The sequence below is a fragment of the Lysinibacillus sp. GW247-5R2A genome (assembly GCF_059424475.1).
This window is the reverse complement of the sequence record NZ_JBWKZL010000014.1, coordinates 82,327-101,481: the sequence shown is the minus strand read 5'-3', so window position 1 is coordinate 101,481 and position 19,155 is coordinate 82,327. Positions and strand designations below refer to the sequence as shown.

The 19,155-nt window shown below is 37.5% G+C and carries 22 protein-coding genes; 19 read left to right on the top strand and 3 right to left on the bottom strand.

The features are described from left to right. Nucleotides 1–101 precede the first annotated feature (101 nt). Nucleotides 102–1,307 (top strand): MFS transporter, encoded by a 1,206-nt coding sequence (locus tag AC07YC_RS19750; RefSeq protein WP_233301942.1) that lies wholly within the window; start codon nt 102–104, stop codon nt 1,305–1,307. A gap of 180 nt (nt 1,308–1,487) precedes the next feature. Here the strand turns inward: AC07YC_RS19750 and AC07YC_RS19745 are convergent, their stop codons facing one another. Next, nucleotides 1,488–2,174: a histidine kinase gene (locus AC07YC_RS19745; protein WP_336636388.1), complete on the bottom strand. Its 687-nt coding sequence runs from the start codon at nt 2,172–2,174 to the stop codon at nt 1,488–1,490. A 562-nt stretch (nt 2,175–2,736) separates the two neighbouring features. Here AC07YC_RS19745 and AC07YC_RS19740 point away from each other — a divergent pair. The 10 genes from AC07YC_RS19740 (at nt 2,737) to AC07YC_RS19695 (ending at nt 11,185) form a co-directional block, all read left to right on the top strand. Then, nucleotides 2,737–5,148 carry a Na+/H+ antiporter subunit A gene (locus AC07YC_RS19740; RefSeq protein ID WP_494920216.1) on the top strand — a complete coding sequence of 804 codons (2,412 nt, stop codon included), beginning with the start codon at nt 2,737–2,739 and terminating at the stop codon, nt 5,146–5,148. Next, nucleotides 5,138–5,560: a Na(+)/H(+) antiporter subunit B gene (locus AC07YC_RS19735; protein WP_036122157.1), complete on the top strand. Its 423-nt coding sequence runs from the start codon at nt 5,138–5,140 to the stop codon at nt 5,558–5,560. Before AC07YC_RS19740 ends, AC07YC_RS19735 begins: the two co-directional genes overlap by 11 nt. A 3-nt stretch (nt 5,561–5,563) precedes the next feature. Beyond that, nucleotides 5,564–5,902, top strand: coding sequence for a Na(+)/H(+) antiporter subunit C (locus AC07YC_RS19730; RefSeq protein WP_004233143.1), 339 nt, complete (start codon nt 5,564–5,566; stop codon nt 5,900–5,902). Further along, on the top strand, nt 5,895–7,400 hold the full coding sequence (locus AC07YC_RS19725) for a Na+/H+ antiporter subunit D (protein ID WP_494920215.1): 1,506 nt from the start codon (nt 5,895–5,897) through the stop codon (nt 7,398–7,400). The genes AC07YC_RS19730 and AC07YC_RS19725 overlap by 8 nt, the downstream gene beginning before the upstream one ends. Further along, entirely contained in the window at nt 7,400–7,882 is a 483-nt protein-coding gene (locus AC07YC_RS19720; RefSeq protein ID WP_012292439.1) for a Na+/H+ antiporter subunit E, read from the top strand. The genes AC07YC_RS19725 and AC07YC_RS19720 overlap by 1 nt, the downstream gene beginning before the upstream one ends. Further along, nucleotides 7,882–8,166, top strand: a complete 285-nt coding sequence (locus AC07YC_RS19715; protein WP_025116881.1) for a Na(+)/H(+) antiporter subunit F1 — start codon at nt 7,882–7,884, stop codon at nt 8,164–8,166. Before AC07YC_RS19720 ends, AC07YC_RS19715 begins: the two co-directional genes overlap by 1 nt. Next, nucleotides 8,144–8,503, top strand: coding sequence for a Na+/H+ antiporter subunit G (locus AC07YC_RS19710; RefSeq protein WP_494920214.1), 360 nt, complete (start codon nt 8,144–8,146; stop codon nt 8,501–8,503). The genes AC07YC_RS19715 and AC07YC_RS19710 overlap by 23 nt, the downstream gene beginning before the upstream one ends. A gap of 312 nt (nt 8,504–8,815) precedes the next feature. After that, the gene (locus AC07YC_RS19705; protein WP_336636392.1) at nt 8,816–9,604 is read left to right on the top strand and encodes a transporter substrate-binding domain-containing protein; all 789 of its coding nucleotides are present in this window, start codon (nt 8,816–8,818) and stop codon (nt 9,602–9,604) included. A 206-nt stretch (nt 9,605–9,810) separates the two neighbouring features. Then, nucleotides 9,811–10,470: an amino acid ABC transporter permease gene (locus AC07YC_RS19700; protein ID WP_031418079.1), complete on the top strand. Its 660-nt coding sequence runs from the start codon at nt 9,811–9,813 to the stop codon at nt 10,468–10,470. Then, complete coding sequence (locus tag AC07YC_RS19695) at nt 10,463–11,185, top strand: amino acid ABC transporter ATP-binding protein (RefSeq protein WP_089986880.1); 723 nt, start codon at nt 10,463–10,465, stop codon at nt 11,183–11,185. Before AC07YC_RS19700 ends, AC07YC_RS19695 begins: the two co-directional genes overlap by 8 nt. Before the next feature lie 87 nt (nt 11,186–11,272). On the opposite strand, the gene AC07YC_RS19690 is transcribed toward AC07YC_RS19695, so the two are convergent. Next, the gene (locus AC07YC_RS19690) at nt 11,273–12,331 is read right to left on the bottom strand and encodes a saccharopine dehydrogenase family protein (RefSeq protein WP_336636393.1); all 1,059 of its coding nucleotides are present in this window, start codon (nt 12,329–12,331) and stop codon (nt 11,273–11,275) included. Next, nucleotides 12,328–13,029 (bottom strand): class I SAM-dependent methyltransferase, encoded by a 702-nt coding sequence (locus tag AC07YC_RS19685; RefSeq protein WP_336636394.1) that lies wholly within the window; start codon nt 13,027–13,029, stop codon nt 12,328–12,330. The genes AC07YC_RS19690 and AC07YC_RS19685 overlap by 4 nt, the downstream gene beginning before the upstream one ends. Nucleotides 13,030–13,125: 96 nt before the next feature. On the opposite strand from AC07YC_RS19685, the gene AC07YC_RS19680 reads away from it, so the two are divergent. The 8 genes from AC07YC_RS19680 to AC07YC_RS19645 form a co-directional block, all read left to right on the top strand. After that, a complete protein-coding gene (locus tag AC07YC_RS19680; protein WP_336636395.1) occupies nt 13,126–14,172 on the top strand; it encodes a LuxR C-terminal-related transcriptional regulator in 1,047 nt (348 codons plus the stop codon). Between the two features lie 285 nt (nt 14,173–14,457). Further along, nucleotides 14,458–15,594 (top strand): hypothetical protein, encoded by a 1,137-nt coding sequence (locus AC07YC_RS19675; protein ID WP_336636396.1) that lies wholly within the window; start codon nt 14,458–14,460, stop codon nt 15,592–15,594. Between the two features lies 1 nt (nt 15,595). Continuing rightward, nucleotides 15,596–15,991, top strand: coding sequence for a hypothetical protein (locus AC07YC_RS19670; protein ID WP_336636397.1), 396 nt, complete (start codon nt 15,596–15,598; stop codon nt 15,989–15,991). A 20-nt stretch (nt 15,992–16,011) separates the two neighbouring features. Then, nucleotides 16,012–16,473 (top strand): GNAT family N-acetyltransferase, encoded by a 462-nt coding sequence (locus tag AC07YC_RS19665; RefSeq protein ID WP_336636398.1) that lies wholly within the window; start codon nt 16,012–16,014, stop codon nt 16,471–16,473. Between the two features lie 20 nt (nt 16,474–16,493). Further along, nucleotides 16,494–17,006 (top strand): phage tail protein, encoded by a 513-nt coding sequence (locus tag AC07YC_RS19660; RefSeq protein WP_494920213.1) that lies wholly within the window; start codon nt 16,494–16,496, stop codon nt 17,004–17,006. A gap of 15 nt (nt 17,007–17,021) precedes the next feature. Continuing rightward, nucleotides 17,022–17,522 carry a phage tail protein gene (locus AC07YC_RS19655; protein WP_336636400.1) on the top strand — a complete coding sequence of 167 codons (501 nt, stop codon included), beginning with the start codon at nt 17,022–17,024 and terminating at the stop codon, nt 17,520–17,522. Between the two features lie 13 nt (nt 17,523–17,535). Then, nucleotides 17,536–18,075, top strand: coding sequence for a phage tail protein (locus AC07YC_RS19650; protein ID WP_336636401.1), 540 nt, complete (start codon nt 17,536–17,538; stop codon nt 18,073–18,075). Nucleotides 18,076–18,080: 5 nt separating this feature from the next. Continuing rightward, nucleotides 18,081–19,155: InlB B-repeat-containing protein (locus AC07YC_RS19645; protein ID WP_494920212.1), on the top strand; the 1,075-nt coding region annotated here is incomplete at its 3' end.

Genomic DNA, 19,155 nt, shown 5'->3' with positions numbered 1-19,155 from the left:
CATCAACTCCTTTTACAGCTGTCGAAACATAGCTTGTGCAAAATGGTTGATAGTATGCGACAATCGTCAATAACAAAAACTAAAAAGAGCGAGGTGGCAGCATGAATAATCAAATAAATGTCGCTAATCCAATTTATCCCATCATGATTTTAATAGGTGTTGCTCACCTAATCAATGATACGATGCAAGCTGTTATTCCAGCTATGTTTCCAATCTTCAAAAGTGAGCTAGGATTGACTTTCACACAAATTGGCCTCATATCATTTGTCTTAAATATAGTTGCGTCTGCATTACAGCCTATTGTTGGTTTTGTTAGCGATAAAAAGCCAATGCCCTATGCATTACCAATAGGGATGATCAGTTCTTTTATTGCTATAACAATTATTGCATTTACTACTCAATATTGGATTATTCTTATTGCGGTATTATTTTTAGGCTTCGGTTCAGCAATATTTCATCCTGAGGGTTCTAGAGTATCCTTTATGGCAGCAGGCTCTAAAAGAGGACTTGCTCAATCCATTTATCAAGTGGGGGGGAACTCAGGACAAGCGCTTGCCCCATTAATTAGTGCCTATATTTTTGATATTTTCGGCCAACGTGGTGCAGCAATTGTATTAGTAGCGGCAACATTTGGTATTATTCTATTAACTAAGATTGCAAAATGGTATAAAAAGCAATTAGAGCAGGAGCGTGCAGCGAAGAAAAAACGTGTGTTGGTTTCGACATTGCCACCATTAACAAAGAAGCAGGTAGGCGTAGCTTTAACCTTACTATTTACCATCATTTTTGCACGATCATTTTATACAACTAATATAACTAGCTTTTATGTATTTTATTTAATGGATCATTATGATGTAAATCTCCGTCTAGGACAAATCCTAATTTTCCTATTCATGGCGTTTGGGGTAGTGGGAACATTTTTCGGTGGCTCTCTGTCAGACCGAATAGGAAGGAAAAATGTTATTATTCTTTCCGTTGTAGTACCAATGCCATTTTGCCTAGCATTGCCTTATGTACCGCTATGGGCGGCTATGATATTTTTAGTGATCATTGGTACATTAATTATGATTAGCTTCTCTGTAACCGTGGTATATGCGCAAGAGCTAGTTCCTTCTAAAATTGGCACAATGGCCGGCTTAACAACTGGCTTTGCCTTTGGTATGGGGGCCATTGGAGCAATGGTTATTGGTGTTTTAATTGACCATAAGGGTATTGATTTTACAATGATGGTCGTTTCTTTATTGCCGTTATTACTGCTAATAGCCTTTTTCCTACCGAAGGATAAACCAGCAACTTCAGCGGCTTAGAAAAAACGCATTAGGAATGTAGGCAAACTCAGAATGGGTTTGCCTACATTTTTTTACAATGAACTAAAGTTTTCAACTACAATCCAGAGTTAAAATGAAATGACAAAAGCCGTCGAGAGATACTTCCCGACGGCCTTTATCAACAGTCTGAACGCAACCTTTAAAAAGAGGGGCGCGTTTTTATTGTCTTAATGGGGATAAAAATTCTCCAGGAAGATTCTCTTGATCGATCACATAGCCCTCTGAAATATGAACTTCATGCATTTTATCGTTGTAAGTAAATTTGAAGACACCATTGTCAAAATCCGTGCCGATTTCCTTGAAGAAGATACCTTCGATGGATACATATTTCGGACATGTAAATGCTACTTTAAAGTTTTCCTGTTCTTTAATTAAGTAAGCACGAACACCTTTTTCGTATGTCTCGTTAGCATCATCATCAGTAGGACGTTGAACAGCTACAATATGAAAATCTACAAATGGAACTTCTTTTAACAGTACGTTAAGGAACGATCCTTTAGTAATCTCTTCCCAGCGACTTTGTGCGCTTTGTCCTACAATAATTTGTGAAATGCCGTAGTTTTTCGCCACTTCTGCAATGACTTTCTGAATGGGGCGTTTTTCATTATCTTGCAAAATGAATTTTTCGACCTCAAGTTCGTTTGATAACTTTTCCCATTGCTCAATATAACTAGATTTTTCAGCGTCAAATGCATCAAGGGGTTGCGAATCAACTGAAAGAATATAGAGTGGGCAATCTAGCATGGTTGCCATTTTGTGCCCTCTACGTATCAAACGTTCACCATTTAAGCCATAGTAAACACAAACTAATATACTTTCGTCTAAACGCCCTTTTACATGCCTCATAAAAATGTACACCTCTTATCTGTTGGTATTTTGTTAATTTCACTGTTGATTTTGAAAAATTATCCTAAAACAGCTAAAATCGATGCTGTTACAGTGCATTATGCTCATTTATATTGTATACTTAAAAATGTATAAAAGTTAATGAAAATATATTGGAAAACCCTTGAAGGAATAAGCTTATATCAATAATTTAAAGTTATTTAATTTATGCATTGCGTGCATCTAAGCTAAATTGATTTCATATGCCACACTATTATGCAGTGTGTTAAATAGATAGTCAAGTGTCTTTATAATGCTGATATAATTGAGTTGTAACTGTATAAATTATCTGATTTTCCACAAGTTATTTAGGCTTGCATCGGGTTAGAGGTGACTAAATAACTAAACATACCATTTTCAATGAATGACAAGACACTTTAACACCCCATCACTTTCCATTGCAAAATTTCAAGAATATATCTGATATGTTACTTAGCTTAAACAAATTGCTATAGTTTTAGCACTTACCATTCCAATCACCACAAAAATTTGCTTGATGATTTTGATAGTAGGAGGTTTTCATTTGGTTACAGTTCTTATCGCGATACTTTTGCCATTTGTCTGTGCTGCACTTATCCCATTGCTGTATAGGCGACTAAGGCGTGTAACACATCTTGGCTGGTTTGTTTTTTCTGTTCCATTCATCTTGTTTCTTTTACTTGCGCGCTATATTCCTCAAATTGCCGGAGGTAAAACATTTATCCATACATATGAGTGGATTCCCTCTTTTAATATAAATATTACAACTTACCTAGATGGGCTCAGTATGATTTTTGGCTTACTGATTACAGGTGTAGGTAGTTTAGTCATTTTATATTCTATTTTTTATTTGTCAACGAAAGAATCTCTTCACCATTTTTACTGCTATTTATTACTATTCATGGGCGCTATGCTTGGCGTTGTCTTTTCAGATAACCTAATGGTATTATACACATTTTGGGAATTAACGAGTGTGTCATCATTCCTATTAATTGCATTTTGGCACCATAGAAAGGCATCACGTGCAGGGGCTAAAAAAGCAATGATGATTACAGTCTTTGGCGGTCTCTCTATGCTAGCTGGTTTCCTGATGCTCTATGTAGCTGCTGATACATTTAGTATTCGTGAAATTGTAGCTCATGTAGGGGTTATCCGTGATCATGCCCTCTTTACTCCAGCCTTAATCTTAATTTTACTAGGGGCTTTTACAAAATCTGCACAATTTCCATTTCATATTTGGCTACCGGACGCCATGGAAGCACCAACACCCGTTAGTGCATACTTACACTCAGCCACAATGGTAAAGGCAGGGATTTATTTAGTTGCCCGCTTTTCACCAGTCTTTGGGGGAGAAGCAATTTGGTTCTGGCTCGTAAGTGTTATTGGTCTTGTTACACTTTTCTGGGGATCATTTAATGCGGTTCGCCAAACGGATTTAAAGGCGCTCTTAGCCTTTTCAACGATAAGTCAGCTAGGCTTAATTATGAGCCTATTCGGTCTAGGGTCTGTAGGTCATTACTATGGCTACACTAAAGACTCTATTATATATACACAAGCAAGTTTTGCTGCTCTGTTTCATCTCATCAACCACTCCACGTTTAAGGGAGCCTTATTCATGATGGTTGGGATTGTCGACCATGAAGTGGGAACTCGGGATATTCGCCGTTTAGGTGGCTTAATGTCTTTAATGCCTATTACATTTACAATTGCAGTCATTGGTAGCTTTTCTATGGCAGGATTACCACCATTTAATGGTTTCTTGAGTAAAGAAATGTTTTTTGCAGCGGTCTTGGCTATTCGGGATGTAGAGGCCTTTTCCATTGCTGATGTAGGGTTATTTTTCCCATTAGTAGCATGGGTAGCGAGTATCTTTACCTTTATCTACAGTTTAATTTTAATTAGTCGAACATTTTTGGGTAAACTACAGCCTGAGAAGATGGATAGAAAACCACATGAAGCTCCATTGGGCATGCTAATATCACCCATTATTTTATGTCTGTTAGTAGTCGGTATCTTTTTCTTCCCGAACGTGTTAGGTCATTATATTTTGGAGCCAGCCATGGCAAGTATTTATCCTACATTCCCAACAGCCAATGAATTAACACCACATATTTCTGCTTGGCATGGAATTAATGCGGAATTATTAATGACGTTAGGAGTCATTGTACTCGGGATTATCTTATTCAAAACATTGAAAAGCTGGAAGCCGATGTATCGCATTTTTTCACAAAAATATACGTTTAATACTTACTATAATCGAATGATAGAAATAAGTGAAAGTGGTTCAGAGAAGCTTACTCGCAAATATATGTCAGGTAATTTAACCCATTATTTTGTCTATATATATATATATTTCGTGGCCCTTATCGCTGGTTATTTTATTTATTCAGACGCAATGACCTTTAATTTTGATATGGACTCCACGATTGAGTCATACGAATTAATTCTTGTATTTGTTATGGTATTCGCTGCTGTTTGGATGATTTTTGCAAAGGGTCGCGTTACAGCCATGCTATTAAATGGCGTATTAGGCTATTCAATTGCCTTCTTCTTTGTCATTTTCCGCGCACCAGATTTAGCGTTAACACAATTAGTTGTAGAGTCAGTAACAACTGCATTATTCCTTTTATGCTTTAAGTATTTACCAGACTTAATGCCTGAAGCACCTCGCAAAAGGGTGCAATGGTCTAAAGCAATGATCTCTATTTTTGTCGGTGCAACAGTCACAATGGTTGGTCTAGCTGTAGTGCACTACGAGCAATTTGAGCCAGTATCCACTTATTTTAATGATGCCTATGAGCTAGCGGGTGGTTCCAACATTGTTAATACAATTCTAGGGGATTTTCGTGCCTTTGATACAATGCTTGAGGTTGTAGTGCTTCTGATTGCTGGCTTAGGGGTTTATACATTAACAAAGCTTAAGCCTCGGAAGGAGGAAGCAGATCATGAAAATTAATGATGTGATATTACGGACAGTCACTAAGGCCGTCGTCTTCATTATTTTAACACTTGGCGTGTATTTGTTCTTTGCGGGACACCACGCTCCAGGTGGTGGCTTTATTGGTGGCCTCGTGTTAGCTTCTGGCATTGTATTATTGTATCTTGCTTACGATATAGAGACTGTGCATAAGGGAATGCCGTTTGACTTTAAAAAGGTTGCTGCTCTTGGTGTATTGCTGGCAACAGGTACGGCAATTGGTTCTTTGTTTTTCGATGTACCATTTCTAACACAGGCTTATACGTATATAAATGTCCCGATTTTCGGGAAAATGGGTTTTTCAACCGTAACCATTTTTGAAGCAGGAGTAGCTTTGACGGTGGTGGGTGTTGTCGTGACAATTATTTTAAGCATAAGTGAGGATGAGTAGCCGATGGAATCTTTAATACTTGTTTTAGTAGGTATATTAGTAGCTGTTGCGACGTACTTAATCCTCTCTAAACAGTTATTACGTGTTATTTTAGGCACTGCTGTTTTATCACATGCTGCCCACTTGCTGATTCTAACAATGGGAGGTCTTAAAAAGGGGGATGTCCCATTATTAGGCGAATCAGAGGGTCCTTATACAGATGCATTGCCGCAAGCCCTAATTTTAACAGCTATTGTTATTAGTTTTGCTGTGACTGCGTTTGTTCTCGTTTTAGGCTATCGAGCGTACAAAACAAATGGTTCAGGGAATTTTGATGAATTGAGGGGTACGCCGGATGAGTAATATGATTGTTTTACCATTAATAGTACCGGTAATTACAGCTATTTTACTGGTGTTTTTAAAAGAGCATGTCTTTTTACAACGGGTTATTAGTTTACTGACATTAAGCTTTATCGTTATTATTAGTGTGATTTTATTAGTAGAAATTCAAGAACAAGGGATATTGCGCATTGACTTTAGTGGTTGGGCACCTCCTTTTGGTATTTCATTTGTGGCAGATTCCTTCGCAACGCTGCTCGTGTTAATAGCAAATCTTGTAGCAGTTATTTGTATGCTCTATGCAATATTCACAATGGAGTTAAAGTATGAAAAAATGTATTTTTATCCGTTTACCTTACTAATGGTAGCTGGTGTAAATGGTTCATTTTTGACAGGAGATATCTTTAACTTATTTGTATGTTTTGAGGTGATGTTGCTGGCTTCATATGCACTTATAAGCATAGGTGGGGAAAAGATTCAGCTGCGTGAAGCATTAAAATATGTGCTGATTAATATTGTCGCATCTTGGATTTTCTTAGTGGCTTTGGCCTTTCTTTATGGAACAGTCGGTACATTAAATATGGCCCATATTTCTATGCGTGTGATGGAAGCCGGTGCTAATCCACTTATTACAACAGTGGCACTCATTTTCTTAATTGTCTTTAGCTTAAAGGCGGGACTGCTATTATTCTTCTGGCTGCCTGGCTCTTATAGTGTACCTCCCACTGCCATTGCTGCTTTATTCGCAGCACTATTAACAAAGGTTGGGATTTATGCACTCGTAAGAACCTTTACATTGCTTTTCCCAAATAATACTGAAGTCACGCATACGGCACTTGGCATTATGGCAGGTATTACAATTATAGCTGGCTGTATCGGTGCTCTTTCAGGGCGTGATGTTAGAACAATCGCTTCTTATAATGTATTGATTGGTGTTGGGTTTATAGTAGCTGGTCTAGCGATTGGTACAGAGTCTGCCTTACAGGGCGTTGTCTATTATTTAATGCATGATATGGTGGCAAAGGCTATGTTATTTTTAGCTGTCGGCATGATGATTTATGTAACTGGGGAAACAGTCATAGATAAAATGAGTGGGCTTATTCGTAACTATCCGTTCTTTGGATGGCTATTCTTTGTAGCCATGTGTTCATTAGCGGGTATCCCGCCATTGAGTGGCTTTTTAGGGAAGGTTTTAATTGGACAAGGTGCGATAGAGGGCGGCAATTTTGTTCTATTAGGTCTAGGTTTTTTCTCTAGTTTAATTGTTTTGTATTCATTACTGCGGATATTTCTCTCCTCCTTTTTTGGCGAGACCATTATTAGTTTAGAGGATGAAAAGCCTTTACACAAACGTGTAATACTGCCGTTAACTTTATTGGCTGCTTGTACAATTAGTTTAGGAGTAGGAGCGGAGAAATTGGCTCCCTTTGTCACCGATGCAGCAGAAACGTTATATACACCATCTATTTATATAGACGCTGTTCTAGATGGTGAACAATGGCAAGGTGAGGTGAATAAATAATGGCGATGCAGTTTATTTTAAATTTATTTATCGCAGCACTTTGGTTACTCTTGCAAGATGAAGTGACACCACAATTTTCAACGTTTTTAATGGGGTTTATTGTAGGAATGGGCATACTATATGCGATGCACCGCTTCTATGGGACCCAATTTTACTTGCGACGAGTCTTTTCGATTATCAAGCTATTATGGCTATTTAATTGGGAGCTATTTTTATCAAGCTATAGCGTATTAAAGCAAATTACTACACCAAAGCTAAACATTACGCCGGGTATTTTTACGTATAAAACCGCACTCAAGGGTGATTGGGAAATTACGGCGCTAGCATTATTGCTAACATTAACACCTGGCTCTGTCGTCATGGAAGTTTCTGAAGAAGGCGATGTCTTTTATATTCATGCGATGGACATTGAGCAGTCTAAGGATGCGGTTATTCGCTCTATTGGAAAGTTTGAACAAGCAATAATGGAGGTGACGCGTTAATGATAGAGAATATTTTACTTCTGGCTCTCGCCTTCTTTAGTATTTCCATCGCGCTGTCGTTGTATCGAGTTATCCGAGGTCCATCTATGCCTGACCGAGCCATTGCTCTCGATACAATTGGTGTAAATCTTTTATCCGCTATTGCGATTGTTTCGATTATATTAAAAACAAAGGCTTATTTAGAAGCCATTCTTATATTAGGTATTTTAGCGTTTATTGGGACCATTGCCTTTACAAAATATATTGAAAGAGGTGTGATTGTTGAACGTAAATCAAATGATTGAATGGGCGGCAGTCATCCTCATTCTAATCGGTTCGATTGTGAGTGTTATTAGCGCATTTGGCATGATCCGTTTACCAGATGTCTATACGCGATCACATGCTGCTACGAAAAGCTCCACGTTATCCGTGTTAACTTGCTTATTAGGTGCATTTATATACTTTTGGGTACACGATGGTTATGTCAGCGTCCGATTAATTTTAGGTATTCTTTTCGTCTTTGTTACAGCTCCAGTTGCCGGACATTTAATCTGTCGTGCAGCTTATCGTTCTCATGTTCCATTAGCGGAAGGCTCTGGCGAGGACGAATTAAAAGATAAATTATTTATAGAAGACAAATAAGCAAGGGACCTCCAAATGGGGGTCTTTTTTATTTCCACGGAAATTTTGTTAAAGAAGGAAGGGATAATTATTAAGCTTTCGGAAAATAGTAAGGAAGCGAACTCGAAAACAATAAATTGACTTATCAGAAAATTTTGCATATAATATTTAGCTAAAAATTTTCTAGTTTATCTTGATTATTATTTCAAAAGAGTATATCTTAATTAGCAGATAGTTTTTTTATTCTCAAACATGAATAAATATCCAATTTACTATTTTCGAGAAATGTATTCTCATACACAATATATTATAAATAAAAGGAGATGCTTAAAGATGAAGAATAAGTTTTTCATGATAATTCTGGTCCTAGCTATTGGCATACTAGCAGCTTGTGGCGCTAAAGAGGATAATGCAAATAATAATGCTGATGGTAGTACAGACAAACAAGTATTAAAAGTTGGTACTTCAGCAGACTACGCGCCATTTGAATATGTTGACGCTGCAAAAGGTGAAGAGATTATTGGTTTTGATATTGATTTAATTAAATTGGTTGGAGAAAAAATAGGTATGGACATGCAAGTGCAAGATTTGGACTTCAACAGTCTTGTACCAGCGTTACAAGCAGGGAAAATTGATGTAGTCATTTCTGGTATGACACCAAACCCTGAACGTGAAAAGGTAGTAGATTTTTCTGATCAATATAATGAAACAGAGCAAGTTATCATTGTTAAAAAGGATAGCGGTATTAAAAAGGAAGCTGATTTAGCTGGTAAAAAAGTTGGTGTGCAAACAGCCTCTATTCAAGAAAACTTAGGTAATGAAATTGCTAAAAAAGTGGATGTTTCAGTTGAAGGACGTACACGAATTCCTGAAATTATTCAAGATATGATGTCTAAGCGCTTAGACGCAGGCATTTTAGAGGGTGGCGTTGCGAAAGGTTATTTAAAAACAAATGATCAATTAGCAGCCTTCCCTGTAGAAGAACAGCCCGAGGATTTCAAAGCGATTGCTGTGCCAAAAGGCAGTGATTTAAAAGAAAAAATTAACAAGGCATTAAAAGAACTAGCTGAAGAAGGAAAAATCCAAGAGCTAGAAGAAAAATGGTTAGAAAAAGTTGAATAATACTTGCATGCGATAGCTCTTATTTGGGCTATCGCTTATGCTTTTCAGTTCAATCTAATATGCTTCGGCAAGAATTTTGTCGAGTGTGCTAGAAAAGGTCCACTCCCATATCTGTGACAACCGCTAGAAGCTTCTGTATTTGCTGTTTCGCTTTCAGTGCAAAAAAGAATGGCTGAATCAAGATGAAAAAGAAAGGAGGGAGCGCTGTGAATTTGGATTTTACAGCTATCGTTCCCTCTATTCCTTATATTTTAAAAGGGATAGGTGTTACTCTTCAAATTGCAATTGGTGCATCCATCATTGGGTTTATCGTCGGTATATTACTAGCCTTATGTAAAATTGGAAAGGTAAAAGTTTTACGCTGGTTTGCTGACTTTTATACGTCAATTTTCCGTGGTACACCACTAGTATTACAATTATTAATTATTTATTATGCAGTACCACAATTATTAGATATTCAAATCGAGCCTATTCCAACGGCCATTATTGCATTTGGTTTAAATTCAGGTGCTTATATTTCGGAGATTATTCGTGCAGGTATTAATGCAGTGGATAAAGGGCAAATGGAGGCGGCACAAGCTCTTGGCATTCCTTATGCAAAGATGATGAAGGATATAATTATCCCGCAGGCAGTAAAAAATATTTTGCCCTCTCTAGTTAATGAATTTATTACACTAAATAAAGAAACAGCAGTTGTCACAGTAATTAGTGCCCTTGATATAATGCGTCGTGCTTATATCGTAGGTGGTTCGACATATCGATATCTTGAGCCTTTACTATTTGCCGGTATTATCTATTACCTCATGACACTTGTTTTAACGTTCCTTGGTAAACGAATCGAGAAGGGAATGAGAAAAAGTGATTAAAATTGAAGATCTACACAAATCATATGGTCAGAATGAAGTACTAAAAGGTATTTCAACCGAAGTTAAAGAAAAAGAAGTAATTGCTATTATCGGACCTTCAGGATCTGGCAAATCAACATTCCTTCGTTGCCTAAACTTATTAGAACTCCCTACGAGTGGAAAGGTAACGATTGCTGGGGATGTTCTTACAGATAAAGGGACGAATATTATGAAAATACGGGAAGAAGTTGGGATGGTATTTCAGCATTTTCATCTTTTCCCACATAAAACAGTGTTAGAAAATTTAACGTACGCTCCAATTAATGTAAAGGGAATGGATAAAGCGGTTGCGATAAAAAATGCAGAAGAGTTACTTAAGAAAGTAGGGCTCTTTGAAAAGCGCCAAGAGTATCCAAACCGTCTCTCCGGTGGACAAAAACAACGTGTTGCCATTGCCCGAGCGCTTGCGATGGATCCAAAGGTTATATTATTTGATGAACCAACGTCAGCACTCGATCCAGAAATGGTTAAAGAAGTATTGGCTGTTATGAAAAACCTAGCGGACAGCGGCATGACAATGTTAATTGTGACACATGAAATGGGCTTTGCACGTGAAGTTGCTGATCGTATACTCTTCTTAGATGGTGGCAAGCTCATTGAGGATGCTCCTCCCGAGCAGTTTTTTACAGCACCTTCAACACAGCGAGCAAAGGATTTCTTAGAAAAAGTTTTATAAATAATTAAACGCAGTAAGTTCTCTTTGAGAGGGGAACTTACTGCGTTTTTTATTCAGAATGCAAAATATAAGGTTATGCCCCTATTGTTATGTAATTAGTTGAGAGAAAGAAGATGCATCAAATTGGTTTTGTAATGCTTCGAATGTAAATAATTCTTCAATATGATAAGTCCCCGCTGGATATTTGTTATCTAGAAGCTCTCTAGCAATGGCAGCTGCAACCTTTGCTGTCACAAGTGATTCATCACGACCTTTAAAGTCTAGTGTTACATTCGCTTCTTTATGCTGTATCTTACCAATAGCTTCAATTTGTATGGAGCATACATCTGTACCCATTTTTATTTTTTGAACGAGGGAGGCAAGCATGGATTGTACTCCTTTAAATTTCAATAAATAGGCAATACGACTTTTTTGTAAGAAGGCGACAAACCAATTAAGTGATTCTACATCAAAGCCTAATCTCGTCACAATGGGAACACTAGGAAAATGATGAGCTAATGTGTGCTGATCTGAAAAGTTGAATTGGTACACACTACGTTTTCCAATATCCCTAAATTGCACAGATCTCTTACTAGTGAAATTAGTAATAATCTGATTTTCGTAATGGGAATACGGAATATTTAATTGTTGCAAAATCCAAAGAATAGCTGCAGTGCCATGCGTATCTCCTGCCCCAAGTAAAATAGAAATATGAAGCTTCTCCATAGTGGTTAATGGCTTGGTGGCATGCATGGCCATTATATTAGTGAGTCCTGGAGCCATACCGACACTGAATATGGCAGTTGAACGATTCTCTATAGCTGTCGAATGAAGATTTTTTAGTTGTTTGAGGAAGGTATGGCTAGCAGTAATATCAATATACTTAATTCCTTCTTTCAAGCAGAGCTCTGCAAAAGTAGTATCTTGTTGCTCCAAACACATAATGACCAAGGCTACATTGGCTAATTGCTGTGGATGTACAGTTTTAGATACATCCATTTGTAAAGGTGCCCCGAGACCATTATGCTGTGCACAAAACTGTCTGGCTTTTTCTAAATTCCTTCCGGCGATACATACTCTATTTGGGTAACTAGAGAGTAGTATTTTTGCAATTTTACGACCAACTTCACCATATCCACCAACGATTAATATATTATCTCTTGTCATTTGTTTACCTCTTCTTTAATGGCTAATAAGGCGTCGACCATATGTGATTTAAAATATGGAATTACCGTTGAAAAACCGACTTCATGTAATAGGTCCGTTAGCAATTCAAGTGTAATTGGATAGGTAGAGGAGCCAAAGGATTGCTCAAAGCGTAGCCAGTGTTCCTCAGACAAATCATTTTGTAGCATAGAGCTTCGCCAATACTTGAGTTGGTGTTGGAATGATACGGCTGACATGTCTGCATGAATGGATGATATAAATAAAATTCCGCTCTCCTGTAAGCTATCCGCTAATTTTTGTAGCAGAGCTTTTTTTTGTTCAAGTTCCTCAATAAAATGTAAAACTAAGTGACAGGAAGCTACTTCAAACTGATGGTCAAATACTAACGCAAGTAAATCTTCTTCATACCAGTCAATACGAAGAGGGGGTTCCAATTTCTCAATATGTTTACGGGCAGCCTGTAGCATAATTTTAGAAGTATCAATGGCTGTAAAGTGAGAGAAGGGGAAAGCTTGCCCTAGTGAAAAGAGTTCCTGACCGCCACCAGCTCCAACTATTAGCATGTTATCAGTCGGGTAACTTTGAAGAATATCGGTCATCATGTCATAGATAAGGTCATAACCACTAATTTTTTGTCGAATAGTATTTTGGTAGTTAGAGACATAAGGTTTGTGCCAGTCATGTTGTGGATTTTTCATTTTTACCTCCTTGTTGTACAATTTAATTAAGAATTATTCTCAATTATAAATACTTATGGAAAATGTGCTATCCCATAATTCTGGGGGAGGAATTTTGTGAAAGATATTCATTATTGGAAGAGACGGTCAGAAGTCCACTTAAAAGATAATCAGAATTCAGCTCAATACCGACAAAAGATGATAGAAGAATTGCGTGATTTTATTAGTTTTGACGCATATTGTTGTACCATGACAGATACTCAAACCCTTTTTTCTATAGGAGCTGTTACAGAGCAATCAATAGAGGATATCCATCAGCAAATAATGTCCTTGGAATACGATTCACAAGATATAAATAGTTATGTATATCTTGTGGAAAGTGGCAAATACATCGGTAAACTTAGCGAAGTGAGTAGTCAGAGTAAACGTTATCGAGAGGTGTTAGAGCCCCGTGGATTTAGTGATGAAATTCGAGCTGCATTGATGTTTCAGGGGCAATGCTATGGGTTTTTAACACTGTTTAAAAGGATAGAAAATGGAAAGCCCCATTTCCAAGATGCTGACGTAAATCAAGTGAAAATCCTCATGCCTGTTATGGCTGAGGCATTAAGGGGGTTCTACCATACGATTATAGAAGAGCGACTCTTTATCGAAGAGGAACAGAGTGGCATCATTATTTTGAATAAAGAGCATCGTATTATTTCCACCAATACAAAGGCGGCTCGATTGTTAACACTTTTAAGAAACAATGAAGGCTTGCTTGATTGGCAAATACCCAAACCAATTCAGGCATTTTGTGCAAAGCTACAGGCTAACAAATTGAACAACCAATCTTCGTTATTAGTGCCAATTAATAATACGGGTTATGTAACAGTCCAAGCATCAGTTCTCATGACAGCAGATTCACAGCAGCAAATAGCCATACTATTAAATGAAGCATCTCCTAAAGAAATGTTAGCCTATTTACTGACAGCCTATCATCTTACACCTAGAGAAAAGGAAGTAGTAGTTGAAGTAATGAAGGGGATACCGACGAAAATTATTGCACAAAACCTTGGGATTTCTAGTTATACCGTTCAAGATCATTTAAAGCTAATTTTTCAAAAGGTAGATGTTGCCGATCGGAATGAATTAGTATGGAAGCTCTTTACTCGTTTTAATTGAATAAATATGCCTTACGTAAATCTGTTTATGTTCATAAAAGGGAGCATGAGCAGATTTTTTTGCCTTCTGGACAAAATTATAGGTCGAAAGGTTAAGAAAAATTAACCTAAAAAATGGAATTATTTCATAGAAGAAAATAGGGAAGTTGTAATATAATAAAAACCAGTAAGAGAGTCCTAAGAAAAATACAATACTCGACACTATTTTTAGGTAGTAAGAGATAGAAAATAGAATACATTCGCTTTTAGTATTCTGAAAATTCTGTAAAGTAAGGGAGAGACAAGGATGACGTGGACTTTTTATTTAAATGTTACAAATGACACAGACCGAGATTTAGAGTTAGTAGAATCGCAGTTACACTGGGGTTATTGGAATACAGATGGTGAAGAGGATAAAAAACCTCAAACGATTAAGGCAGGTGAAACGATTCAAGCTGTTGGAGCCAAATCAGCCTTTGGACCAAATGGCTATGAATTTTCTTGCTCCTGGAAAGATCAAAATAATACAACAGAAGCACCATATGGGGTAGTAAGCCTTTATGTAAATGTTCCCTATAATGACCCAAATGAAGCTAGATGTCTAGCAAATGGATATTTTGAAGTAACAGAGTGGAAGGATATTCCACACGATGGTCATAACTTTGTTCGAAATATACGAATCTCTAATAAAATGGATAAATTGAAACAAAAAGAAATAAGAAATAATTTATTTACGGACTGGTCCAAAATCAAAACATTAAACGAAATTGAAGATGTTCGAGAAATTGATTTAAACCAATCCATTCCGAGTGGTGTTCATTTTGAAAAAATGCCATTATTTCGAACGCCTCTCTTCAACATTTCTAAACAATTATGGGACGGGGTCAATGATTTAGAAATTGATAGCCTTTATTTAAAGCAGCGAGAGGCACAACAGTATTTTTCTGTAGAGGTAACTTGCTTAAGAGGAGATGCTTCTAAAATTGAAACTGTTACTAAAAAGGGAAAAATTACAGTCATAGATGAGTATGGATTGTCTACTGCTAGTAAGGTAGTGGAGGAAAAGGTTTGTACGATTGAAACTGCCTTTAAATTTACTGAGAAGGTATCTGTATCAGATGAAAAAGTAGTGAAAGCGAGCGTAGCACAGGAACTACAGGCAGAATTAAAGGCGAAATTCAATATATTAAACGCTGTGACAAAAGAGCAACATCAAACAGAGAAAAATTCAAAGACAAGGGTTTTTGAAGCTCCCTCTGATAAGGATATGGACGTTGTGCCATGGATTTTTAGTAAAATGATTCTTCTTTACCGAACAGACAATAATAATATCACCACACTCATTGGCGCATCTGAATGGGACTATGCAGTATTACACCGTACGCATGTATACGATGTGATGGATAACGCGAAGAAAAAAGTACTGACAGGAGGAGCGCACTAAAATGGCGACTTGGACATTTTCATTAATGATTACAAATGCAACAGACCGTGAGCTTGAAGTGTTTCAATCACAGTTGGAATGGGGAATCTGGAACACCCAAGATGAGGAGGACAAGGAGCCCGTTAGTATCCCACCAAATACAACATTACAAGCATTGGGCATAAGAGCATCCACTGGCCCAAATGGCTATGAATGCTCTTGTTCGTGGCGTGATAAGGTACAGCCAGGTGAAAAATCCTATGGCACCATCTCGCTTTTCCTGGACGTACCTCAAAAAAGTAAGAATCGATCTGAATGCTTAGCTGACCATCAATTGCACGTAGATAGTTGGGAAGACTTGCCTGAAAAAGGACATAACTTTGTAAGATCTATCATTGTGACTAATAAGAATGTTTAGAAGAAAGTGGAACAAACATTATGAAAATAGAGCTTAAATCTATAGCAAAGGAAGATGAAGCACTTCTCTATGAAATCTATGCCTCTACAAGAAATGAAGAAATAGATTCATGGGGATGGTCGGCTGAACAAAAGACACTTTTTTTAGATATGCAATGGCGTGCACAGCAAGCTTCCTACAATCAGCAATTCCCAAGAGCGAGTCATTGGAAAATTGTTGTAGATACTGAGGGCGTTGGCAGGTTTCTCACGGAAGAGCAACCTGAATTCCATCATCTTATAGATATAGCTTTATTGCCAAATTACCAAGGGAGAGGCATAGGAACACTTTTGATTGTTCAGCTTCAGAAAAAGGCAAAGGAACAAAGCAAAGCAGTTGTATTACAGGTTCTTAAAACTAATTCTGCAAGAGACCTTTATGAAAAACTAGGATTTCAAGTTATTCAAGAAGATGAGATTTATATGAAAATGCTATGGAAATAAAAGAAAAGGAGAGTGTTGGCATGTCAGAGGCGTATCTAGGTGAGATTCGTATGTTTAGTGGTAAGTTTGCTCCAATAGGTTGGGCTCTTTGTAATGGACAACTGTTATTGATTAATCAGTATCAGGCTCTTTATTCATTAATAGGAAATAAATATGGTGGGGATGGAATAACAAATTTTGCTTTACCAGACTTACGTGGAAGAATCCCCATTCATTTAAACTCGCAATATCCTATCGCGAGTAATGGCGGAACGGAAAAAGTAACACTATCAGAAACGAATTTACCAGCCCATACTCATATAGTTTCAGCAAATAAAGAAAAAACGGATACTACAGCAAGCTCGCCAGCTAATAATGTGTGGGGAAAAGCTGATTTAAAGAATTATCAAACAAATGTAGCTAGTGATATTGTGCAGATGAATACAGATTTAGTGACGTCTGTGGGTGGCAATCAACCTCATGAGAATATGATGCCTTCATTGGCCATTAATTTTATTATTGCAACGCAGGGTCTTTACCCTGATTTTACTTAAAAGGGGGAGAGTATATTGGCAGAACCGTTCTTAGGAGAAGTACGGCTATTTAGTTTCGACAAAATACCTCAAAATTGGTTACCGTGTGATGGCCGACTATTACAAATAAGACAGCATACAGCACTTTATTCTTTAATAGGAACCTGCTATGGGGGAGATGGTAAAACGACTTTTGCGTTACCTGATTTGCAAGGAAGAGTACCTCTTCATAAAAATGATCAAATTACCTATGGTTCCATAGGCGGTGAGGCAACCCATACATTGACAATAAATGAAATGCCTACTCACACGCATGAAGTTTATGCTGATGAGGGCGTAACAAATAAACCATCCCCAATGAATAATGTATGGGGAAAATTTGATGGAAATCCTATGTTTTCTAGTAATGTAAATACTCAAATGAGTTCAACGGCGATGACAGTTACAGGACAAAATAAGGCACATAATAATATGCAACCATATCTAGTAGTATCGTTTTGTATTGCAATAAATGGGATTTTTCCACCTAGAAGCTAAGGAGGGACAAAAAATGGCAGATGCCTATACAGGAGAGATTCGAATATTTGCTGGAAATTATGCACCAAGAGATTGGGCTTTTTGTGATGGCAGTACATTACTTATTCAGCAGCATGCCGTGTTATATTCGGTTATTGGTAATGGATTTGGTGGGGATGGGAAAACAGATTTTAAGTTACCAGATTTAAGAGGTAAAGCGCCCATGCACTACGGAACTGGCACAGGACTTACTACAAGAGAATTTGCCAAAGAAGTAGGGGTAGAAAATGTGACATTAAGTAATGAGCAGCTACCTGTCCATAAACATGTATTACAAGGAAGCTCGAAAACAACTGGTGGAGATAGTAGTCCAGAAGGTGCTGTTTGGAGTGCTATAGGAGGATTTAATCCCAAAAAAATATATAAAGAATTTACAGCAACTACAAAAGTAAATATTCATCAACAAGCGATTGGTACAACCGGAGGGAATTTGCCGCATAATAACATGCAGCCTTATGTAGCATTAAACTTTATTATTTGTTTGTATGGTGAATACCCAGTGAATGGGGAGTGATGTAAATGAAAAAACGTCAACAAGTATATGTTGTACCTATGTTGATTGCAATGTTGCTCATAATTGTACAACCGTTTTTAGAATTACAAGTAGCGAGGGCAGCAGTTACAACTATCTTTCCAAGTAAGATTGTAACGGGAACTGTCTTTCAAGGAATGCCGAATAGCGTTGGTATTTTAGAAGAAATAGCCGGCGTAGGTGGTTATGATTCAGGTGATCAGACAAATACTGCTTATGTAAAATTTTACTTACCGTCAAACTATGATTATTCTAATGCAAAATTAAGTCTTACACCTATTCCTGGTTCGGATAGTGGTGGAGATATATCCAATTTGACAATTAATATTGGTAGTTCGGACGATTGGACATTTACTGAAGGGAATACATATTCTCTAGCTGATTTACCAAGTAATGTAGGGATTGAGAAGGATTTTTCAAAGCCAGCTTATAGTTTTAATAATTTCGATGTCCCTGTTTTATTACCTATCGGTGATTTACTCACCGAACAAAATATTAATGATATTGGTAGTAATAATATTATTACACTAATTCTTTCCTCACCTAATATGAAAGATGACTATGCTGTTTTTGGAAGCATTTCATTAGTTGATTTTAATACCTCACCTCAAGTGAAACATACAGTTAGTTTTGAAACAGATGGGGGGAGTGCGGTAACAAGTCAATCGGTTGTTAATGGCGGTATGGCAACAATGCCAGAAGTAGAGCCGACGAAAGCAGGTTATACATTTGAAGGCTGGTATACAGACGCTGGCCGCACACAAGCCTACGATTTTAATAGTGTTATCACTGAGGCTACGACCATTTACGCCAAGTGGAATGCACAGACGTATACCGTGAGTTTTGAAGTGGACGGAGGAAGTGCAGTATCCAATCAATCCGTAGCGTACGGTGGAAAGGCAACGATGCCGCAGATAGAGCCGACGAAAGCAGGCTATACATTTGGAGGCTGGTATACAGATGCTGGTTATACACAGACCTATGATTTTAATAGTGTTATCACTGAGGCTACGACCATTTACGCCAAGTGGAATGCACAGACGTATACCGTGAGTTTTGAAG

What these genes read in the sequence shown, in the direction of transcription:
- AC07YC_RS19690 (WP_336636393.1), bottom strand. Translation starts at nt 12,331, where the DNA reads ATGACAAGAGATAATATATTAATCGTTGGTGGATATGGTGAAGTTGGT.
- AC07YC_RS19665 (WP_336636398.1), top strand. Translation starts at nt 16,012, where the DNA reads ATGAAAATAGAGCTTAAATCTATAGCAAAGGAAGATGAAGCACTTCTC.
- AC07YC_RS19660 (WP_494920213.1), top strand. Translation starts at nt 16,494, where the DNA reads ATGTCAGAGGCGTATCTAGGTGAGATTCGTATGTTTAGTGGTAAGTTT.
- AC07YC_RS19650 (WP_336636401.1), top strand. Translation starts at nt 17,536, where the DNA reads ATGGCAGATGCCTATACAGGAGAGATTCGAATATTTGCTGGAAATTAT.
- AC07YC_RS19745 (WP_336636388.1), bottom strand. Translation starts at nt 2,174, where the DNA reads ATGAGGCATGTAAAAGGGCGTTTAGACGAAAGTATATTAGTTTGTGTT.
- AC07YC_RS19705 (WP_336636392.1), top strand. Translation starts at nt 8,816, where the DNA reads ATGAAGAATAAGTTTTTCATGATAATTCTGGTCCTAGCTATTGGCATA.
- AC07YC_RS19715 (WP_025116881.1), top strand. Translation starts at nt 7,882, where the DNA reads ATGATAGAGAATATTTTACTTCTGGCTCTCGCCTTCTTTAGTATTTCC.
- AC07YC_RS19725 (WP_494920215.1), top strand. Translation starts at nt 5,895, where the DNA reads ATGAGTAATATGATTGTTTTACCATTAATAGTACCGGTAATTACAGCT.
- AC07YC_RS19675 (WP_336636396.1), top strand. Translation starts at nt 14,458, where the DNA reads ATGACGTGGACTTTTTATTTAAATGTTACAAATGACACAGACCGAGAT.
- AC07YC_RS19685 (WP_336636394.1), bottom strand. Translation starts at nt 13,029, where the DNA reads ATGAAAAATCCACAACATGACTGGCACAAACCTTATGTCTCTAACTAC.
- AC07YC_RS19750 (WP_233301942.1), top strand. Translation starts at nt 102, where the DNA reads ATGAATAATCAAATAAATGTCGCTAATCCAATTTATCCCATCATGATT.
- AC07YC_RS19735 (WP_036122157.1), top strand. Translation starts at nt 5,138, where the DNA reads ATGAAAATTAATGATGTGATATTACGGACAGTCACTAAGGCCGTCGTC.
- AC07YC_RS19730 (WP_004233143.1), top strand. Translation starts at nt 5,564, where the DNA reads ATGGAATCTTTAATACTTGTTTTAGTAGGTATATTAGTAGCTGTTGCG.
- AC07YC_RS19670 (WP_336636397.1), top strand. Translation starts at nt 15,596, where the DNA reads ATGGCGACTTGGACATTTTCATTAATGATTACAAATGCAACAGACCGT.
- AC07YC_RS19720 (WP_012292439.1), top strand. Translation starts at nt 7,400, where the DNA reads ATGGCGATGCAGTTTATTTTAAATTTATTTATCGCAGCACTTTGGTTA.